The organism is Rhizobium aethiopicum (genome assembly GCF_014197535.1).
Taxonomy (GTDB): domain Bacteria; phylum Pseudomonadota; class Alphaproteobacteria; order Rhizobiales; family Rhizobiaceae; genus Rhizobium; species Rhizobium aethiopicum_A.
The window spans coordinates 79,134-96,393 of record NZ_JACIFV010000014.1 but is presented as its reverse complement, the minus strand read 5'-3'; the positions used below and the strand labels follow the sequence as shown (position 1 = coordinate 96,393).

18 protein-coding genes are annotated in these 17,260 nt (G+C 63.3%); 12 read left to right on the top strand and 6 right to left on the bottom strand.

Annotated elements, in window-relative coordinates:
- Nucleotides 1-13: 13 nt before the first annotated feature.
- The gene (locus GGD53_RS19120) at nt 14-784 is read right to left on the bottom strand and encodes a DsbA family protein (RefSeq protein ID WP_184458485.1); all 771 of its coding nucleotides are present in this window, start codon (nt 782-784) and stop codon (nt 14-16) included.
- A gap of 510 nt (nt 785-1,294) precedes the next feature.
- Entirely contained in the window at nt 1,295-1,792 is a 498-nt protein-coding gene (locus GGD53_RS19115; RefSeq protein WP_184458377.1) for a DUF721 domain-containing protein, read from the bottom strand.
- Between the two features lie 96 nt (nt 1,793-1,888).
- On the opposite strand from GGD53_RS19115, the gene mutY reads away from it, so the two are divergent.
- The 3 genes from mutY to GGD53_RS19100 are packed head-to-tail and all read left to right on the top strand — an operon-like array spanning nt 1,889 to nt 3,967.
- Nucleotides 1,889-2,980 (top strand): A/G-specific adenine glycosylase, encoded by a 1,092-nt coding sequence (gene mutY, locus GGD53_RS19110; RefSeq protein ID WP_184458375.1) that lies wholly within the window; start codon nt 1,889-1,891, stop codon nt 2,978-2,980.
- Nucleotides 2,981-2,982: 2 nt separating this feature from the next.
- Nucleotides 2,983-3,597, top strand: a complete 615-nt coding sequence (locus GGD53_RS19105; protein WP_184458373.1) for an HAD family hydrolase — start codon at nt 2,983-2,985, stop codon at nt 3,595-3,597.
- Between the two features lie 4 nt (nt 3,598-3,601).
- On the top strand, nt 3,602-3,967 hold the full coding sequence (locus GGD53_RS19100; RefSeq protein WP_184458371.1) for a nuclear transport factor 2 family protein: 366 nt from the start codon (nt 3,602-3,604) through the stop codon (nt 3,965-3,967).
- 118 nt (nt 3,968-4,085) lie between these two features.
- Here GGD53_RS19100 and GGD53_RS19095 read toward each other — a convergent pair whose 3' ends face one another.
- The 3 genes from GGD53_RS19095 to GGD53_RS19085 form a co-directional block, all read right to left on the bottom strand.
- A complete protein-coding gene (locus GGD53_RS19095; protein ID WP_184458369.1) occupies nt 4,086-5,216 on the bottom strand; it encodes a site-specific DNA-methyltransferase in 1,131 nt (376 codons plus the stop codon).
- A 120-nt stretch (nt 5,217-5,336) separates the two neighbouring features.
- Complete coding sequence (locus GGD53_RS19090; RefSeq protein ID WP_184458367.1) at nt 5,337-5,687, bottom strand: antibiotic biosynthesis monooxygenase family protein; 351 nt, start codon at nt 5,685-5,687, stop codon at nt 5,337-5,339.
- Entirely contained in the window at nt 5,684-6,013 is a 330-nt protein-coding gene (locus GGD53_RS19085) for an NIPSNAP family protein (RefSeq protein ID WP_184458365.1), read from the bottom strand. Before GGD53_RS19085 ends, GGD53_RS19090 begins: the two co-directional genes overlap by 4 nt.
- Before the next feature lie 68 nt (nt 6,014-6,081).
- On the opposite strand from GGD53_RS19085, the gene GGD53_RS19080 reads away from it, so the two are divergent.
- The 5 genes from GGD53_RS19080 (at nt 6,082) to GGD53_RS19060 (ending at nt 9,638) form a co-directional block, all read left to right on the top strand.
- Nucleotides 6,082-6,768 carry an ArsR/SmtB family transcription factor gene (locus GGD53_RS19080; RefSeq protein WP_184458363.1) on the top strand — a complete coding sequence of 229 codons (687 nt, stop codon included), beginning with the start codon at nt 6,082-6,084 and terminating at the stop codon, nt 6,766-6,768.
- Between the two features lie 568 nt (nt 6,769-7,336).
- Nucleotides 7,337-7,909 (top strand): hypothetical protein, encoded by a 573-nt coding sequence (locus GGD53_RS19075; protein WP_184458361.1) that lies wholly within the window; start codon nt 7,337-7,339, stop codon nt 7,907-7,909.
- 51 nt (nt 7,910-7,960) lie between these two features.
- Nucleotides 7,961-8,305: a hypothetical protein gene (locus tag GGD53_RS19070; protein ID WP_184458360.1), complete on the top strand. Its 345-nt coding sequence runs from the start codon at nt 7,961-7,963 to the stop codon at nt 8,303-8,305.
- 9 nt (nt 8,306-8,314) lie between these two features.
- On the top strand, nt 8,315-8,758 hold the full coding sequence (locus tag GGD53_RS19065) for a hypothetical protein (RefSeq protein WP_184458358.1): 444 nt from the start codon (nt 8,315-8,317) through the stop codon (nt 8,756-8,758).
- A gap of 190 nt (nt 8,759-8,948) precedes the next feature.
- Entirely contained in the window at nt 8,949-9,638 is a 690-nt protein-coding gene (locus tag GGD53_RS19060; protein ID WP_184458356.1) for an HAD family hydrolase, read from the top strand.
- A 203-nt stretch (nt 9,639-9,841) separates the two neighbouring features.
- Here the strand turns inward: GGD53_RS19060 and GGD53_RS19055 are convergent, their stop codons facing one another.
- The gene (locus tag GGD53_RS19055; RefSeq protein WP_184458484.1) at nt 9,842-10,489 is read right to left on the bottom strand and encodes a hypothetical protein; all 648 of its coding nucleotides are present in this window, start codon (nt 10,487-10,489) and stop codon (nt 9,842-9,844) included.
- Nucleotides 10,490-10,738: 249 nt separating this feature from the next.
- On the opposite strand from GGD53_RS19055, the gene thrC reads away from it, so the two are divergent.
- From thrC to GGD53_RS19030, 4 genes are read left to right on the top strand one after another with little or no spacing between them, the layout of a single operon-like run.
- On the top strand, nt 10,739-12,163 hold the full coding sequence (gene thrC, locus GGD53_RS19045) for a threonine synthase (protein WP_184458354.1): 1,425 nt from the start codon (nt 10,739-10,741) through the stop codon (nt 12,161-12,163).
- A gap of 3 nt (nt 12,164-12,166) precedes the next feature.
- Nucleotides 12,167-13,462, top strand: a complete 1,296-nt coding sequence (locus GGD53_RS19040; RefSeq protein WP_184458352.1) for a M16 family metallopeptidase — start codon at nt 12,167-12,169, stop codon at nt 13,460-13,462.
- A 28-nt stretch (nt 13,463-13,490) separates the two neighbouring features.
- Nucleotides 13,491-14,081, top strand: coding sequence for a GNAT family N-acetyltransferase (locus GGD53_RS19035; RefSeq protein WP_184458350.1), 591 nt, complete (start codon nt 13,491-13,493; stop codon nt 14,079-14,081).
- Nucleotides 14,082-14,102: 21 nt separating this feature from the next.
- On the top strand, nt 14,103-17,015 hold the full coding sequence (locus GGD53_RS19030; RefSeq protein WP_184458348.1) for a sensor domain-containing phosphodiesterase: 2,913 nt from the start codon (nt 14,103-14,105) through the stop codon (nt 17,013-17,015).
- The last annotated feature ends 245 nt before the right edge of the window (nt 17,016-17,260 follow it).

Here is a 17,260-nt window from a genome sequence, read left to right as displayed (position 1 = left end):
CGAACGGTCCGGTTCAGATGAGGCTGTCGATGAGCTTCGACATGGTGTCAACCGGCATGTCTCCAGAATAGCGCTTGCCATTGATGAGGAAGGTTGGCGTGGCGTTGACGCCGAAATCCTTCGATCCCCTTTCCCGCGTGGCGTTCACTTCATCCAGAAGCTTCTGGTTCGTCAAGCATTTCGTGAAGCTATCCTCAGTAAATCCGGCAAGCTTCGACATCTGCAGCAATGCAGCGCGGCCATCATCGGCAGCGGCCCAGACCTGCTGCTGCTTGAATAGCATCGAAACCATCGGGAAATACTGTTCCGGCGTGCTCAGCTGCTCCGGATTGGAGGCGCTGCAGCGGGCGAGCATGAAGGCGGCGGCAGCGCGCGGATCGAAGGGGAATTCGCGGATGATGAACTGCGCCTTGCCGGTATCGACGTATTTCTGCTTGATGGCGTCGAAGGTGGTGTTGTGGAAATGGGCGCAATGCGGGCAGGTCATCGACATGTATTCGACGATCTTGACCGGCGCGTCGGCCTTGCCAAGCGCCATCTCGGGCAGCGCGCCAGGCTTCAGCACCTCGGCCATGTCGACATCGCCGTCGGATTGCGGCATGTCCCCCGCCGAGGTGGCCGCCGTCTGCATGGTATCGACATTGGTGCCGTCGGCCATGGTCTTGCCGGAAGACGATGCATCGGCAGCGTCCTTGCTGTCGTTGCAGGCGGCAAGCGCTGCGGCAGCTGCGGCGATGGCGATCCCACCCAGGAGGCGGCGTTTCGTCAGTTGCATTTCGGACATCTGCATGGGTTCCCCATAAGTGATGAGAGTGACGGCATGATTGTGCGATATAACGGCTAAGGGCCGCTCACAAGGCACTGATCAGCAACTTCCTTCAAAGAATTGTGACCGCGATGGGACCAAGAGCCGACCTCGCGTTCGAAATGCGCGATTCTTAGTTTCGGTGGAAGGCTGCAGTTCAAGAGAGTTTGACATCCCGCCCCGGCGGGCTGGCGCGGATCGGAAGCGGCCTTGCTCGTGAACTGCGCGTGGATCCCAGGCTCAGTGTAAAGCCTGGGATGACGGAGGTTGAGGAGACGCGAATGGCATGAAGCGGGACGCTTTTTCGCCCGGAAATGTGCAGCGGTTCCGAAACTTCTGCGCATATTGCGCTTGCCGCGATGGGCCAAAGGGCAGCCAGCATTGGCGCCTCCAGCCTGTTGCCCTCCTCGATCTCCGTCATCCCAGGCCTTGAGCCTGGGATCCATGGCTCCAGCTGACGGGGAGCTACATGGATCGGGAGAACCCGCCCTAGCGCCCTCTCCCCTGTTTCCCCATCACCGCCGTGCCCAACCGCTGGATCGCCTGGCGCAGCTTGTCGCCCTCGATGCCTGCCATCATGCCTTCGAGCTTGCGAGCGGCCTCGCCCTTCAGCGGCGCGGGCGGGCGAGAGCGGCGGTGGGCTTGCGAGACTGGTTTCTGGACAATCCGGATCTGGTGGACGGCGGCGAAGCCGAAGAAGCTGTTGATGCGCTGGATGAGTTCGCCCTGGGCATGGGTGAGGAAAAGCGCGCGCGCGCCTTCGCAGGCGATCGTCAGCACGCCGGGGCGGAAGCTGCCGTCATCGCCGCCGCCGCGGGCCCAGGCGATCTTCTCCGGCCGGGTGCAATCGGCGAAATCCTCGCCCGCGATTTCGCTCCAGGAGCCGAGCAGCGCCGTGTTGATGCCGGCGCGCCGCGCAAGGACGGGATCGATCAGCCCGTTCGCCAGCTCGGAAATCTGTTTTGCACCTTTGCGTGGATAACTCATCGAAAACCTTGGGTGCCGCCGCGAATTGACGGGACCGACTTGATCGCGCGGCATTGCTTCGCCAAGTATAGGCACTTCCCCCGATCCCGGCAAATCATGACGATCACGACCCTCGACACGCCCTCGGCAAAGCCCCTCCTCGACTGGTACGACCGCCACCACCGCGATCTGCCCTGGCGCATCTCACCCGGAATGGCGGCGCGCGGCGTCAAATCCGACCCCTATCGTGTCTGGCTTTCCGAAGTGATGCTGCAGCAGACGACGGTGCAGGCGGTCAAACCCTATTTCGAGAAGTTTCTCGAGCGTTGGCCCGAGGTGACCGATCTGGCAGCGGCCGAGAACGACGAGGTGATGGCAGCCTGGGCGGGGCTCGGCTATTACGCGCGCGCCCGCAATCTGAAGAAATGCGCCGAAGCCGTGGCAAAGGAATATGGCGGCGTCTTTCCCGACACCGAAGAGGGTCTGAAATCGCTCCCGGGCATCGGCGATTATACCGCTGCAGCCATCGCGGCCATCGCCTTCAACCGGCAGGCCGCTGTCATGGACGGCAATGTCGAGCGGGTAATTTCAAGGCTTTATGCGATCGAAGCGCCGCTTCCGGCTGCCAAGCCGCTGATGAAGGCGAAAGTGGCGCTGCTGACGCCTTCAGGCCGTCCCGGCGATTTCGCCCAGGCGATGATGGATCTTGGGGCGACGATCTGCACGCCGAAGCGGCCGGCCTGTTCACTCTGTCCGTTCCGCGATGCCTGTCAGGCGCTGAAATCGTCCGATCCCGAGCTCTTCCCGGTCAAGGCGGCAAAGAAGGGAAAGCCGGTGCGCCACGGCGCGGCTTTCATCGCCGTGACTGGAGAGGGCGAGATCCTGCTCCGGCGGCGAGCCGAAAGCGGCCTGCTCGGCGGCATGACCGAGGTGCCGACGACAGCCTGGACGGCGCGGCTCGACGGCGAAACATCGGCGGCGGCCGCTCCTTTCGCCGCCGGATGGCAGGCGAGCGGCACCGTCATCCATGTCTTCACCCATTTCGAACTCCGTCTGTCGATCTGGCGGGCGGCCATCCCCAGCCCTGTCGACACCAATGACGGATGGTGGGAGCCGGTTACAAATCTTGAAGCGCAGGCCTTGCCGACCGTCATGAAAAAAGCGATCGCAGCGGCTATTCCTTTCGCGTTCAAAACATCCAGGGCATAAACATGACCACCGAAATAAAGCATATCGTTTTCGACATCGGCAAAGTCCTTATTCATTACGATCCGCATCTTCCCTTCGCCCGCCTCATTCCCGACGAGGCCGAGCGCAACTGGTTCTTCGCCAATATCTGCACCCATGACTGGAACGTCGAGCAGGACCGCGGCCGTACCTGGGCGGACGCCGAAGCGCTGCTGATCGAAGCGCATCCGACGCGCGAGGAGCATATCCGCGCCTTCCGCAAATACTGGCATGAGATGGTGCCGCACGCCTATGAGGACAGCGTCGCGATCATGGAAGGACTGATCGAGGAAGGCCGCGACGTCACGATGCTCACCAATTTCGCCTCCGACACTTTTCGCGAAGCGCAGCAGCGTTTCCCGTTCCTGACGAGGCCGCGCGGCGTCACCGTTTCCGGCGATGTCGGCCTGATCAAGCCTGATATCGCGATCTATGAGACGCATACGAAGAGCTTCGGCCTCGATCCCGCCGCAACGATCTTCATCGACGACGCGCCGGCCAATGTCGAAGGTGCCAAGGCTTTCGGCTGGAACGCGGTGCTGTTTTCGGGCACGGAAAAGCTGCGCAGCGATCTCGCCGCCCATGGCTTGAGGGTCTGAGGCCATGGCTTTCGATCCGGCAGAGGAAATCGAGCGCTTCCATGCCGCCATCAACGCGCTCGATTTTCCCGCAATCGAGGGCTATTTCGCCGAGGACGCCACCTATGTCTCAAACGGCGTCGGCAGCCTTGCCGGGCGGGCAGAAATCATGGCCGCCTTCCGGCTCTATTTCGACGATTATCCCGATCAGACGGCGGAGGATTCGCTGGTGGAGCGGCTGACGCCTCTCTCCGGCCGCGCCGTCTGGTCACTCCGCGCCACCCACAGTCAGACCGGCAAGCCGTTGATCCGCGAGGGCGAGGAGACGATCACCTTCAACGAAGATGGCCGGATTACGCGTGTCGAGGTCACCGACTACCGCGCTTTCTGATTATCGCGCTTCCGAGCTCAAATAGAAGACGCCCGAGGCTCAAGCCCCGGGCGCCTTGGCCTTCTTCCGCAACTGGAGGAAACCGGAAGAAGGTATTTCGATCCCGCGAAGGCGCTGCTCAATCCACCTTTGCCAGATCACTGCGGATGACGGACCTCAAATCGTCGATCGGGCGCAGGGACTGCCCGTCTTCGAAATGCCAGAAGGTCCATCCGTTGCATGCATCGAGCCCCTGCACCTTGGCGCCGAGACGATGAATGGAGCCGGCCTCGCCGCCGGAGGAGACGGTGCCGTCGGCGCGAACGATGGCGCTGTAGCGGCGCTTTGCGTCGGTCAGCACCTGGCCGGGCTTGATCAGGCCGCTTTCGACAAGCACGTTGAAGGCGACGCGGACTTCGGCCTTCTTGCCGGTCATGACCGTCAGCTCCGCCTTGCCGAGCGGCTCGACGGCGGCGATGCGGGCTGCGGCCGCATCGATATAATCCTGCTCACGCTCGATGCCGACGAAGTGGCGGCCGAGGCGTTTGGCGACCGCACCCGTCGTTCCCGAGCCGAAGAAGGGATCGAGCACGATATCGCCGGGTTTGGTCGAGGCCATGATGACGCGGGCAAGCAGCGCTTCCGGCTTCTGGGTCGGATGCACTTTCTTGCCGTCCTCGCCCTTCAGCCGCTCATTGCCGTTGCAGATCGGGAACAGCCAGTCGGAACGCATCTGCACGTCGTCATTGGCGGCCTTCATCGCATCGTAGTTGAAGGTGTAGCCCTTGGCCTTGGCATTCGGGCTTGCCCAGATCATCGTCTCGTGGGCGTTCTGGAAACGGCGGCCCTTGAAATTCGGCATCGGATTGGTCTTGCGCCAGATGATGTCGTTCAGGATCCAGAAGTTCAGATCCTGCAGCGTGGCGCCGACGCGGAAGATATTGTGGTAGGAGCCGATCACCCAGATCGAGCCCGTCGGCTTGAGCACGCGGCGGCAGGCGAGCAGCCAGGCGCGCGTGAAGGCATCATAGGCCTCGAAGGAGGCGAACTGATCCCATTCGTCATCGACGGCATCGACCAGCGACTGGTCGGGACGATGCAGCGTTCCGCCGAGCTGGAGATTATACGGCGGGTCGGCGAAGATCACATCGACGGAGTGATTGGGCAAGGCTTCAAGGGCGCTCACGCAGTCGCCCTTGATGATCGTGTCAACCCAGGAGTCCGCCTTGACGGAGGCCTTGAGGTCGGCAAGCGGAAAAACTGACGCCATTCTGATACTCACTCATACGCTTTACGCTTAACTCTCCGTTATGGTTACCTAACTTAGTTACCAAAGCCTGAAGCGCTGGCCGATTTCGGGAATTTATTGTGGCGGGCACCCCTTCCCTCATCAGGCGGCGTCATGAACCCTGCGGCTGTCGGCCGGCGCCTCGTCGCGTTCGAACATGCCGTAATCGCGGACCACACTGGCGATCCGCAGGCGGTAATCGGCGAAGACGCCGCCGCGGCCGGCCTGCTGCGCGGCGCGATGGGTCTCGCGGTTACGCCATTCTCTGACGGCCTCCTCATCACGGAAGAAGGACAGTGACAGCAGCTTGCCGCGATTGGTCAGGCTTTCGAACCGCTCGATCGAGATGAAGCCGTCGATGGTTTCGAGCTCGGCGCGCAGCTCGCCGGCGAGATCGAGATATTTGTGGCGTTCGCCCACATAGGGCACGACTTCGAAGATGACGGCGATCATGGCAGCACCAGCTTGACGTGGGGAGCGGAGACGTTTTTCAGGAAGATGCGGTCCTCCTTGAGGATGAAGCGTTCGCGTCTGGCAAATTCGTAATTCTCGCGGCCGAGTGGGTCGGCGGCCAGCCTGGCGCGATAGGCTTCGTAGGCGGCGAGGCTTTCGATGTTGTAGACGCCGTAGGCCGTCGTCGCCGAGCCCTCATGCGGGGCGAAATAGCCGATCAGATCGGCGCCGTTGCGAGGAATCGCCTGGCCCCAATTCTCGGCATATTCGGCAAAAGCTTCCTTCCTGAAGGGGTCGATCTCATAACGGATAAAGCAGGTGATCATCGGGTTCTCCTTTGTGCTTCCCGTTTTCGCACATTGCCGGACGGCGATGCTTCGGTTACGATCGAACTATGAAGGAAGGTCCAGACATTGCCCAGATCGGCGCGCTGATCGGTGATCCCGCTCGCGCCAACATGCTGGCGGCGCTGACCGGCGGCCGGGCGCTGACGGCGACCGAGCTTGCCGGCGTCGGCGGCATCACGGTGCAGACGGCAAGCACCCATCTCGCCAAGCTCGAAGCCGGCGGGCTGCTTGCCCAGCGCAAGCAGGGGCGCCACCGTTATTTCACGCTGGCCGACGAGGCCGTCGCCCGGCTGATCGAAAACATGATGGGCTTTGCCGCCGGACGCGGGCATCTGCGCCACCGACCCGGTCCGAAGGAGCCGGCGCTGCGCAAGGCGCGCATCTGCTACGATCATCTGGCCGGCGATTATGGCGTGCGCATGCTCGACAGCCTGATTGCCTCAGGCGCGATCGAAGCGGTCGGAGAGGGTCTGGCACTGACGGAAAAGGGCGAGAGCGATCTCGCCCGCATCGGCATCGACGTCGGCAATCTCAGATCCTCACGCCGCCCGCTCTGCCGCTCCTGTCTCGACTGGAGCGAAAGGCGCGCCCACCTTGCCGGCAGCCTTGGCAAGGCGCTGCTTTCAAGCTTCCTCGACAGGGGCTGGGCGCGGCGCACTGCCGAGAGCCGGTCAATCCTCTTCACCCCGGAAGGCGACCGGCAGTTTCTGAGGTTATTTCCGGTCGAGGTGTAGCTTGCTACGATTCTGCAACGACGCTTTCCACCCACCCGCCCCCGTCCTTCGAGGCTCCGGCTTCGCCTGCGCACCTTCAGGATGAGGGCTGATCAGGGTGCCGTGTGGCCGGCAGGATGGGAACTGACTGGTCTGCCGTACGGCTGGCCACCCTCTCTTCAGCCTCGGCCCTGGGTGTCTCGCAAGCCGCAGCCTCCGGGGGCGCTACCTGGCCGCCCTCGCTTCAGCCTTGCACATTATGTCTCTCAGGCCGCAGCCTCCGGGAGCGACCTCGCTCCGGCCTTATCCTGAGGTGCCCTGAAGGGGCCTCGAAGGACGGGGCCGGCCACCGCCGCTTCAGGGCCAATCGGTTGCGCTTGCCGCGATGACCGGTCGTTCCCGATGCCACCGCCGATTGGCGGTTCCCCTTTGCTTCCCGCCCCCTCTCCCGCGGATCCGCCCAAGGTCCGACGCCTTGTCAGACTGAGGTCCCATGACAGGAACAGCCGGGTAAACCCGTCGTTTGTCAAACAGCTGTGCATCCACTCCGGATGCGACGGCAACTGACCAACAATCGGAGGAATATCCTATGATGAAGGTAACACATCTGGCATTGGCGGCCGCCCTTCTGGCCGGCACGGCGGCGTCCGGCTTCGCCCAGTCCTCGAGCACAGTCGGAACCGGCGGTTCGTCGGCAGGCGGCGGAACTGCGAGCAGCACCGTCGGTACTGGTGGCAGCTCTGCCGGGGGCACCTGCCCGGCTGGTGCGACCAACTGCAATCCCGGCTCGTCCTCGACGGTTGGCACGGGCGGCTCATCGGCTGGCGGCGGGACCTCGAGCAGCAGCGTGGGCACCGGCGGCTCGGCCGCGGGCTCAGGCTCTGGATCCGGTTCCGCCTCTACGCTTGGCACCGGTGGCTCGTCGGCCGGCGGCGGCACCTCCAGCAGCAGCGTGGGCACCGGCGGTTCGGCCGCGGGTTCGGGCGATGCCAATTCCGCTTCGAGTGTCGGAACCGGCGCATCGTCGGCGGATGGAGACAAGACCGGCAGTACTGTCGGCACCGGCAGCAGTGCCGCGGGCTCTTCGCACGACAACAAAGGCAAGAAGGGCTGCGCACCTGGCCAAGTCAAGAAGGACGCCGCCGGCACCAAAGGTTGCTGATGACGTCGGCCGGCGCCCCTGCGGCGTCGGCCAAACCCTTGGAGATTAGCAATGACCAGATTTCCCATATTCGCATTGTCGGCTTCACTCGCCGTGATCGCCGGACAGACCATGGCGGAGGAGATCAAACTCGACGACGGAACGACCTGCACGATCGTCCAATCCCAGGCGGGAGACACGTCAACCACCGTCACGGCCGGCAACGGGCACGTGTCCTCGTCGACCACGACGGGTAGCGGTTCGACCGGCTCCACTTCGTCATCCGCCTCGGCCGGCTCCTCGGCAGGATCGGGAAGCGTCGACAGCTTCTCGACGGCAAGCGTGACCCGGCCGGACGGCACCGTCATCACGAAACGGTCCGATGGAACCTGCTCCATCACCAAGCCGAACAAATAGGAGATGGCAATGAAACCTATCAACCTTATCGCGGCCGCCTCGATCGCGCTGCTCGCATCGAGCCCGGCCGCCCTCGCGGAGGAGTGTAATGCGGCCGGAACCGTCGGAACGGCGGGGAGCGCTTCGGCCGGAGGCACATCCGCCAGCTCTGTGGGAACGGCAGGCGTCTGCCAGACCGATGGCGGCACGACATCGTCGATCGGATCTGGCGGAAGTGCGGCCACGGTCGACGGAAAGGCGCAAAGCAAGACTCATATCAACGATAATGGCGACAAGCTAAAGGCGCAGACCAAGGCCCAGGCCGTCGACAAAGGCACGTTCAGCAAGTCCCGCACCAAGACCAGTGTCAACGGCGATGGCTTGGAAAGCACGACCCGCACCATGTCGCACGTGCCCGGCGAAAAGCCGGTCATGAGCACCACTAAGAAGAAGATCCTTGTACCGGAACAATAACCGGATCGGGCTCGTCTTCTTGAACTTCGACGAGCCCTGCCCCTCCAGTATCACCATCCAGCAGCGACAACGAAGCCGGTCGCCTGCCGCATCGCAGCCATGCTTGAGATCAGGTTGAGCTTTGCCCGGCCATCGTGTAAAGCCGCAACATCCCCGGACAAGACCAGATTTCCAGCAAGAGCGTGAACATATGGACGGCTTCGATCTCATCATTTTCGACTGCGACGGTGTGCTCGTCGATTCCGAAATCATCGCGGCCGAAGTCGAATCCGCGCTGCTGACGGATGCCGGATATCCGATCGGCGCCGAGGAAATGGGCGAGCGCTTCGCCGGCATGACCTGGCAAAATATCCTGCTGCAGATCGAGCGCGAGGCGAGCATCCCGTTTTCGGCGTCGCTGCTCGACAAGTCGGAGAAGCTGCTCGACATCAGGCTGGCGAATGACGTCAAGGCAATCCCAGGCGTCGAATTCGCCGTCTCCAGGCTGCCGATGAAGCGCTGCATCTGCTCGAATTCGAGCACGAAGCGCCTCGACATGATGCTGGGCAAAGTGGGCCTGAAGCCGCTATTCGCACCCAACATCTACTCCGCCAAGGATCTCGGCGCCGACCGCGTCAAGCCGAAGCCCGATATCTTCTTGCACGGCGCAAGCCGCATGGGCGTCTCGCCCGACAAGACGGTGGTGGTCGAGGATTCCGTGCACGGCGTGCATGCGGCCCGCGCCGCCGGCATGCGCGTCATCGGCTTCACCGGCGCCTCGCACAGCTACCCCGCCCATGCCGACAAACTGACCGACGCCGGCGCGGAAACGGTGATCTCGCGCATGAACGACCTGCCGGGTGTGGTTGCCGCGCTCGCGGCGTGGGAAGGCGTGCTTTAGGTCTTCGGGCAATACCCTCTCTTCCCTCATTCCTGTGCTCGTCACAGGAATCCAGTGCGCCCAAGTCCTTGGGCGCGGAAGACTCTTTCCTCAACAACAAGTGAGTTATTCACGGCGCCGACGCGCCGTGGCTGGATTCCTGTGACAAGCACAGGAATGAGGGAAGTCAGCATCCAGGCCCCTGGAAACGGGCCGATATCGCCTCAGCTGCTCTTCTTGCCCTTTGCCGGCTGGGTGTCGAAGCCGACGTTGACGCGCACCAGGGCGCCGGCGCCGACCGGCATCTTGATGCCTTCCTTGCGGAAGATGACCTGCGTGCCCGGTGAGCCCGCCGGGATTTCGGTCGGGAACTTGGTGACTTCGGAGTAGAGCACGTTCTCGCCGTCGAGGACGCTGACGCGGATCGGCAGCGTCACCGGGCCGGGAGCACCCGCCGGGCCGGTGATCAGGCGCAGCTGGGCGACGACCGTCATCGTCAGGTTGGTGTCGTTCAGCATGCACTGGCGGGTGTAATCGCCGAAGGAGGCCTGGACGACGATCTGCTGCGGATCGTCCTTCTTGCCCTTGGCATAGGTGCGGAAGATCGAATCCTGGTCACGCATGAAGATCTGCGGGCAGGCGCCCTGGACGACCGGGGCGACGGCGCCCTGCGCGGTCGTGGCCGTGCCGATCGAAGGATTGTTCGACGAGGGACTGGCGGGCGCCAGCGGCATGATCTGGGCGTTGCCGTTCGGCTGGGTGGGCGCAGCCTCCGGTTTGCTGTCGCCGCCCATGCCGAGCGAATTGCAGCCGGCGAGCAGGGCGGCAAGAGAAGCGGAGACGATGAGACGCGAGACCTTGCCGAGCACGATATTCCACCCCTTGCACAAGCGTTTCTTGGAGGCCTCATGTCTTTTGCGTGAGGCCTTTCACGACGGTTGGCGATGGTCTATATCAGCGGCTCAAACAAAAATCGATTGGGTACGCGCCGTTTTGATGCACTTTTCGCCGCCGGATGCGGGCAACTTCAACAAGATAACGGCGATCATATGTCCGCAGCGCCGCGCCTTCTCGATTTCCGGCAAGCAAGCGGCCGGATTTTCTCCAGCGATAGATCAAGGATGACGAACGTGGACTATATCTCGACCCGCGGCGAGGCCCCTTCCCTCGGCTTTTGCGACGCCCTCTTGACGGGGCTGGCGCGCGACGGCGGGCTCTACGTTCCCAGGGAATGGCCGCACTTCTCCAAGAAGCAGATCCGCGCGCTCAGGGGCAAGAGCTATCAGGAGATCGCCTTCACCATCCTGTCGCCCTTCACCAATGGCGAGATCCCCGAGGCAACCTTCCGGGCGATGATCGACGAGGCCTACGGCACCTTCCGCCATCCGGCGATCGCGCCGCTCGTCCAGACCGGGCCGAACAGCTTCGTCATGGAGCTCTTCCACGGCACGACGCTCGCCTTCAAGGACGTGGCGATGCAACTGCTCGCCCGACTGATGGATTATGCGCTGGAAAAGCGCGGTGAGCGCGCGACGATCGTCGGCGCCACCTCGGGCGACACCGGCGGCGCGGCGATCGACGCCTTCGCCGGGCGCGAGCGCACCGACATCTTCATTCTCTTCCCGCACGGCAAGGTCTCGCCGGTGCAGCAGCGGCAGATGACCACCTCGACCTCGTCAAATGTGCATGCGCTCGCCGTCGAGGGCAATTTCGATGACTGCCAGAACCTGGTGAAGGCGATGTTCAACGACGCTGCCTTCCGCGACAGGGTCCGTCTCTCCGGCGTCAACTCGATCAACTGGGCCCGGATCATGGCCCAGATCGTCTATTATTTCACGACGGCGGTTGCGCTCGGCGGCCCGGATCGGAAGATCTCGTTCACGGTGCCCACCGGCAATTTTGGCGATATTTTCGCGGGCTACTGCGCCAAACGCATGGGTCTGCCGATCGACCGGCTTGTCATCGCCACCAATGAAAACGACATCCTGACGCGGACGCTGAAGACCGGCCGCTACGACATGAAGGCGGTCAAGGCGACGAGTTCGCCGTCGATGGATATCCAGATCTCGTCGAACTTCGAGCGGCTGCTGTTCGAAGCCTATGGTCGCGACGCCTCCAAGGTGCGCGCGGCGATGGAAAGCCTCAAGCAATCGAACGGCTTCGAGATCGCTCCCGAGGCGCTGAAGGTCATTCGCCGCGAGTTCCGGGCCGGGCGCGCCAGCGAGCGGCAGGTGGCCGAGACGATCCGCAAGACCCATGCCGAGACCGGTTATCTCCTCGATCCGCACTCGGCGATCGGCGCCTTCGTCGCGGCCAAGAACGAAAAGCCGAATACGCCGATGGTGACGCTTGCGACCGCGCATCCGGCGAAATTCCCCGTCGCCGTAAAATCGGCCAGCGGTATTGACCCGGCGCTTCCGACGTGGCTTGCTGGTCTGATGCACAGGGAGGAGCGCTTCCAGATCATCAAACCGGAGCTGAAAGCCGTTGAAACCTTTATCGGCCAGCACGCCCGCAGCGAGACGACAGCAGGCGCAGAAAGATAGCCAATGACAGTTGAGTGCACCCGGCTCAAATCCGGGCTGACAGTAGTCACAGAAACCATGCCGCACCTGGAAAGCGTTGCGCTCGGAGTCTGGATCAAATCGGGATCGCGCAACGAGACGGAAGACGAGCACGGCATCGCCCACCTGCTCGAACACATGGCCTTCAAGGGCACGGCGCGGCGCACGGCCCGCCAGATCGCCGAAGAGATCGAAGATGTCGGCGGCGAGGTCAACGCCGCAACCTCGACCGAGACGACCTCCTATTATGCCCGGGTGCTCAAGGACCATGTGCCGCTCGCCGTCGACATCCTCGCCGACATCCTGACGGAATCGGCCTTCGAGGAGGAGGAGCTGGAGCGTGAGAAGCAGGTGATCCTGCAGGAGATCAACGCCGCCAACGACACGCCCGACGACGTGGTGTTCGACCGTTTCTCCGAGGCCGCCTATCGCGACCAGACGCTCGGACGCGCCATCCTCGGCACGCCACAGACCGTCGTCTCCTTCACGCCGCAGCAGATCCGCACCTATCTCGGCCGCAACTACACGACCGACCGGATGTTCGTGGTCGCGACCGGCGCCGTCGACCATCAGGAATTCCTGCGCATGGTCGAGCAACGTTTCGCCAGCCTGCCGACCACGCCATCCGCCCCGCCCGTCATGGAAGCGGCGCGTTATATCGGCGGCAGCGTGCGCGAGCCGCGCGATCTGATGGATGCGCAGATTCTGCTCGGCTTCGAAGGCAAGCCCTACCACGCCCGCGATTTCTACTGCTCGCAGATCCTCGCCAATATCCTCGGCGGCGGCATGTCCTCCAGGCTGTTCCAGGAAGTGCGCGAGTTCCGCGGCCTCTGTTATTCCGTCTACGCCTTCCATTGGGGCTTCTCCGATACCGGCATCTTCGGCATCCATGCCGCAACCGGCGGCGAAAACCTGCCGGAGCTGGTGCCTGTGATCATCGACGAGCTGCACAAGTCGGCCAATGAGATCCACCAGAAGGAGATCGAACGCGCCCGCGCCCAGATTCGGGCCCAGCTGCTGATGGGCCAGGAGAGCCCGGCCGCCCGCGCCGGCCAGATCGCACGGCAGATGATGCTCTACGGCCGGCCGATCTCCAATCCGGAGATGATGGAACGGCTGGAGGGCATCACCATCGAACGGCTGACCGACCTCGCCGGCCGGCTGTTCTACGACACGGTGCCGACGCTTTCGGCGATCGGGCCGCTGGAACAACTCGCGCCGATGGAAGACATCATCGCCTCGCTTTCGGTCCCCGCGCCGAAGACGATGCAGGCCAGCTGAGCCGACGTCCGTCTGCCGGGAGTGATCGATGCCAAAATCGGTGTTTCGGTTCCTGTCGCGGCAGCCGGATGCGGTGGAGCTGGAGAATGAGAAATACCTCTTGCGCCTGCCGCGCTACCAGGATTTCAACCAGTGGCACCGGCTGCGCGCCGAAAGCCGCAAATTCCTGGAACCCTGGGAGCCGACCTGGCGGCGCGACGAGCTGACGGAGGGCGCCTATCGCGCCCGCGTCATCCGCGGCAAGCAGGAATATGCCTCCGGACAGGCGATCCCGCTGTTCATCTTCCTCAAGGAAAACCGGACGCTCGTCGGCGGCATCACCATCGGCTATATCAGGCGCGGTGCGGCACAAAGCTGCATGATCGGCTACTGGATGGGCGAACGTCATGCCGGCCAGGGGCATATGTACGCTGCCCTTCAGTTGGTTATTCCTTACATCTTCTCCGGGCTTGAGTTGCACCGTATTGAAGCAGCCTGTATTCCAGATAACGCGCGCAGCATGCGTCTGCTTGAAAAGGCCGGGTTTCAGCGGGAAGGTTATCTGCGCGGATATTTGAAGATCAACGGTCAGTGGCACGACCACGTGATGTTCTCACGGCTCGCCACCGATACCGGATAAAGGCAGGAAAACCGACAGCCGATGACAAGAAACAGCATGCTGCCCAAGTCACCGTCCGGACGAGTGATCGCGGTGATCGCAGCCCTTTTCCTGGCGGTTTTCGCCCTTTCGGCGGGCGTTGCCCAGGCGGCCGAACCGGTGAAGATTTCCCGCGACGATACCGCGCTCGATCTCACCGCGACGACCGAGATCTACGCCAACCAGGGCGAGGCCTTCCAGGTGTCGACGGCGGCCGGGGCCGACGGCATCCGCCGGCGCATCGAGGTCAGGGCAAGCTCGGAGAACCACCAGGGCGACTGGGCGGTGTTTGCCCTTGCCAACGTCTCGGAGGAACAGCTGGAGCGCGTCATCGTCGCGCCACATTTCCGTCTGGTCAATTCCAAGCTGTTCTGGCCGGATCTCGGCTCCCAGCGCATCAGCGCCATCACGCCCAGCGAAGGCTTTGCGCTCGATCGGCAGCCGAGCGACGAGGCCGACGTCTTCCGCATCACGCTGAACCCCGGCGCCGTCATCACCTTCGTCGCCGAACTGTCGACGCCGGAGCTGCCGCAGATCTATCTCTGGGAACCGAACGCCTACAAGGATACGATCAACGCCTTCACGCTCTATCGCGGCATCGTGCTCGGTATTGCCGGCCTGCTCGCCGTGTTCCTGACCATCCTCTTCGTCGTCAAGGGCACGTCGATGCTGCCGGCAACCGCCGCACTTGCCTGGGCGGTGCTCGGCTATATCTGCGTCGACTTCGGTTTCCTCGGCAAGCTGATCAGCGTCGCCTCGGCCGACCAGCGAATATGGCGGGCCTGCGCCGAGGTGGCGCTCGCCTCGAGTTTCGTCATCTTCCTCTTCACCTATCTGAACCTCAACCGCTGGCACGCGCATCTCGGCTACGCCACACTCGCCTGGGTGCTCGGCCTGGCCCTGCTCTTCGGCGTGGCGATCTACGATCCGTCGATCGCCGCCGGCATTGCGCGGCTTTCCTTTGCGCTAACGGCGGCGACCGGCCTGCTTTTGATCATCTATCTCGGCTTCAACCGCTACGACCGCGCCATTCTGCTGGTGCCGGCCTGGGCGCTGACGCTCGTCTGGCTGTTCGGGGCGTGGCTGACGGTCACCGGCCGGCTCGACAACGACATCATCCAGCCGGCGCTCGGCGGCGGCCTGGTGCTGATCGTGCTGCTGATCGGCTTCACCGTCATGCAGCACGCCTTTGCCGGCGGCGCCTTCCAGCAAGGGCTGTTTTCCGACCTCGAGCGGCAGTCGCTGGCCCTGACCGGCTCCGGCGACATGGTGTGGGACTGGGACGTGGCGCGCGACCGCGTCGTCACCATTCCCGACGTCTCGGTCAAGCTCGGCCTCTCCCCCGGCACCATGCACGGAGCGGCGCGCAACTGGCTGCCGCGGCTGCATCCCGACGACCGCGACCGCTTCCGCGCCACGCTAGACGTGCTGCTCGAACACCGCCGCGGCCGGCTGAACCACGAATTCCGCATCCGCGCCGAGGACGGGCATTTCCATTGGCTCTTGATCCGCGCCCGGCCGGTGCTCGGCTCCAACGGCGAGATCATCCGCTGCGTCGGCACGATCGTCGACGTCACCGAGCAGAAGAATTCCGTCGAGCGGCTGCTGCACGATGCGCTGCACGACAATCTGACCGGCCTGCCGAACCGACAGGTCTTCCTCGACCGGCTGCAGTCGGTGCTGGCGCTGGCTCCGGCCGGCGAGACGCTGCGCCCGACTGTCATGGTGATCGACATCGACCGCTACAAGCTGGTCAATGATTCCCTCGGAGTGGCCGCCGGCGACAATATCCTCATCGCACTGACGCGGCGCCTGCGCCGTCTGATGAAGCCGCAGGACACACTGGCGCGGCTTGCCGGCGACCAGTTCGGCCTCATCCTGGTGTCCGAGCACAATCCGGCCAAGGTCGCCGATTTTGCCGATGCTGTGAGCAAGGCGATCATGGTGCCGATCAATTTCGCCAGTCGTGAGATCATCCTGACGGCCTCGATCGGGCTCGCTTCCTGGGTCGACCGGCAGGAGAGCGCCAGCGGGCTGCTCAGCGACGCCGAGCTTGCGATGTATCGGGCAAAACGGGCCGGCGGCAACCGCGTCGAACCGTTCCAGCCGGCCTTCCGCGACTTCGGCACCGACCGGCTGCAGCTCGAAACCGATCTGCGCCGCGCCATCGAACGGAAGGAACTGTCGATGGTCTACCAGCCGATCGCCCGGCTCGAGGACGTCGAGGTCGCCGGCTTCGAGGCGCTGATGCGCTGGGAACATCCCAAGCGCGGCAATATCCCGCCATCGGAATTCATTCCGCTTGCCGAGGCCTCCGACATCATCGGGGCGCTCGGCATGTTCGCGCTCGAACAGGCGACCAACGACCTGATGAGCTGGCAGAACCAGACCGGCGAACTGCCGATCTTCGTGTCGATCAACCTGTCGAGCGTGCAGCTGCTGAACAATGAGCTTTATGACGACGTGCGTTCGGTTCTCGCCAAGACGCATTGCACGCCGTCGCGGCTGAAGCTTGAACTGACGGAATCCATGGTGATGGAAAATCCGGAGCAGGCCCGCCTGGTGCTGCAGAAGCTGAAGGAAGCCGGCATCGGGCTGGCGCTCGACGATTTCGGCACCGGCTATTCCTCGCTTGCCTATCTCACCCGCTTCCCCTTCGACACGATCAAGCTCGACAAGGCGCTGGTTCGCGACAGCAGCGACAAGAAGGCGACCGTGCTCAGATCGGTGATATCGATGGCGCGCGAGCTCGAGATGAAGGTGGTGGCCGAAGGGATCGAATCCAACGAGGACGCGATCGAGCTTGCCAAAATGGGCTGCAGCTACGGGCAGAGCTATCTCTTCGGCCCGCCGATGCCATCGGACTCGGTGCTGCGGCTGCTTCGCGACCGGTTTCCGCTGACGAAACGGGCGTGAGGGAAGGCGATCGGTCTCAGCGCTCTGACCCGATCCGTCACTACAGTGCAATAGGAAGGGTGGGCCTCTGACTGGGAGGTCGCTCTTCGACGCAGGCGCTTCGGCCGCTAGCTTTCGGCTCGTGCGCGTCATCTTTACTAATCATGATGTATTGGTCGAGTCATTGGCGCCGGTATAACCAGGTTGCGCCGGCGCACGATAAAAAGGGCCGCAATATTGGTTCGATTGCAACAACGCCCATTGTT

Coding starts and splice junctions, on each gene's coding strand:
- GGD53_RS19085 (WP_184458365.1), bottom strand. CDS start 6,013: ATGATCACCTGCTTTATCCGTTATGAGATCGACCCCTTCAGGAAGGAA.
- GGD53_RS19040 (WP_184458352.1), top strand. CDS start 12,167: ATGACAGTTGAGTGCACCCGGCTCAAATCCGGGCTGACAGTAGTCACA.
- GGD53_RS19070 (WP_184458360.1), top strand. CDS start 7,961: ATGACCAGATTTCCCATATTCGCATTGTCGGCTTCACTCGCCGTGATC.
- GGD53_RS19090 (WP_184458367.1), bottom strand. CDS start 5,687: ATGATCGCCGTCATCTTCGAAGTCGTGCCCTATGTGGGCGAACGCCAC.
- GGD53_RS19030 (WP_184458348.1), top strand. CDS start 14,103: ATGACAAGAAACAGCATGCTGCCCAAGTCACCGTCCGGACGAGTGATC.
- GGD53_RS19115 (WP_184458377.1), bottom strand. CDS start 1,792: ATGAGTTATCCACGCAAAGGTGCAAAACAGATTTCCGAGCTGGCGAAC.
- GGD53_RS19100 (WP_184458371.1), top strand. CDS start 3,602: ATGGCTTTCGATCCGGCAGAGGAAATCGAGCGCTTCCATGCCGCCATC.
- GGD53_RS19035 (WP_184458350.1), top strand. CDS start 13,491: ATGCCAAAATCGGTGTTTCGGTTCCTGTCGCGGCAGCCGGATGCGGTG.
- GGD53_RS19065 (WP_184458358.1), top strand. CDS start 8,315: ATGAAACCTATCAACCTTATCGCGGCCGCCTCGATCGCGCTGCTCGCA.
- GGD53_RS19105 (WP_184458373.1), top strand. CDS start 2,983: ATGACCACCGAAATAAAGCATATCGTTTTCGACATCGGCAAAGTCCTT.
- mutY (WP_184458375.1), top strand. CDS start 1,889: ATGACGATCACGACCCTCGACACGCCCTCGGCAAAGCCCCTCCTCGAC.
- GGD53_RS19095 (WP_184458369.1), bottom strand. CDS start 5,216: ATGGCGTCAGTTTTTCCGCTTGCCGACCTCAAGGCCTCCGTCAAGGCG.
- GGD53_RS19075 (WP_184458361.1), top strand. CDS start 7,337: ATGATGAAGGTAACACATCTGGCATTGGCGGCCGCCCTTCTGGCCGGC.
- GGD53_RS19060 (WP_184458356.1), top strand. CDS start 8,949: ATGGACGGCTTCGATCTCATCATTTTCGACTGCGACGGTGTGCTCGTC.
- thrC (WP_184458354.1), top strand. CDS start 10,739: ATGACGAACGTGGACTATATCTCGACCCGCGGCGAGGCCCCTTCCCTC.
- GGD53_RS19120 (WP_184458485.1), bottom strand. CDS start 784: ATGTCCGAAATGCAACTGACGAAACGCCGCCTCCTGGGTGGGATCGCC.
- GGD53_RS19080 (WP_184458363.1), top strand. CDS start 6,082: ATGAAGGAAGGTCCAGACATTGCCCAGATCGGCGCGCTGATCGGTGAT.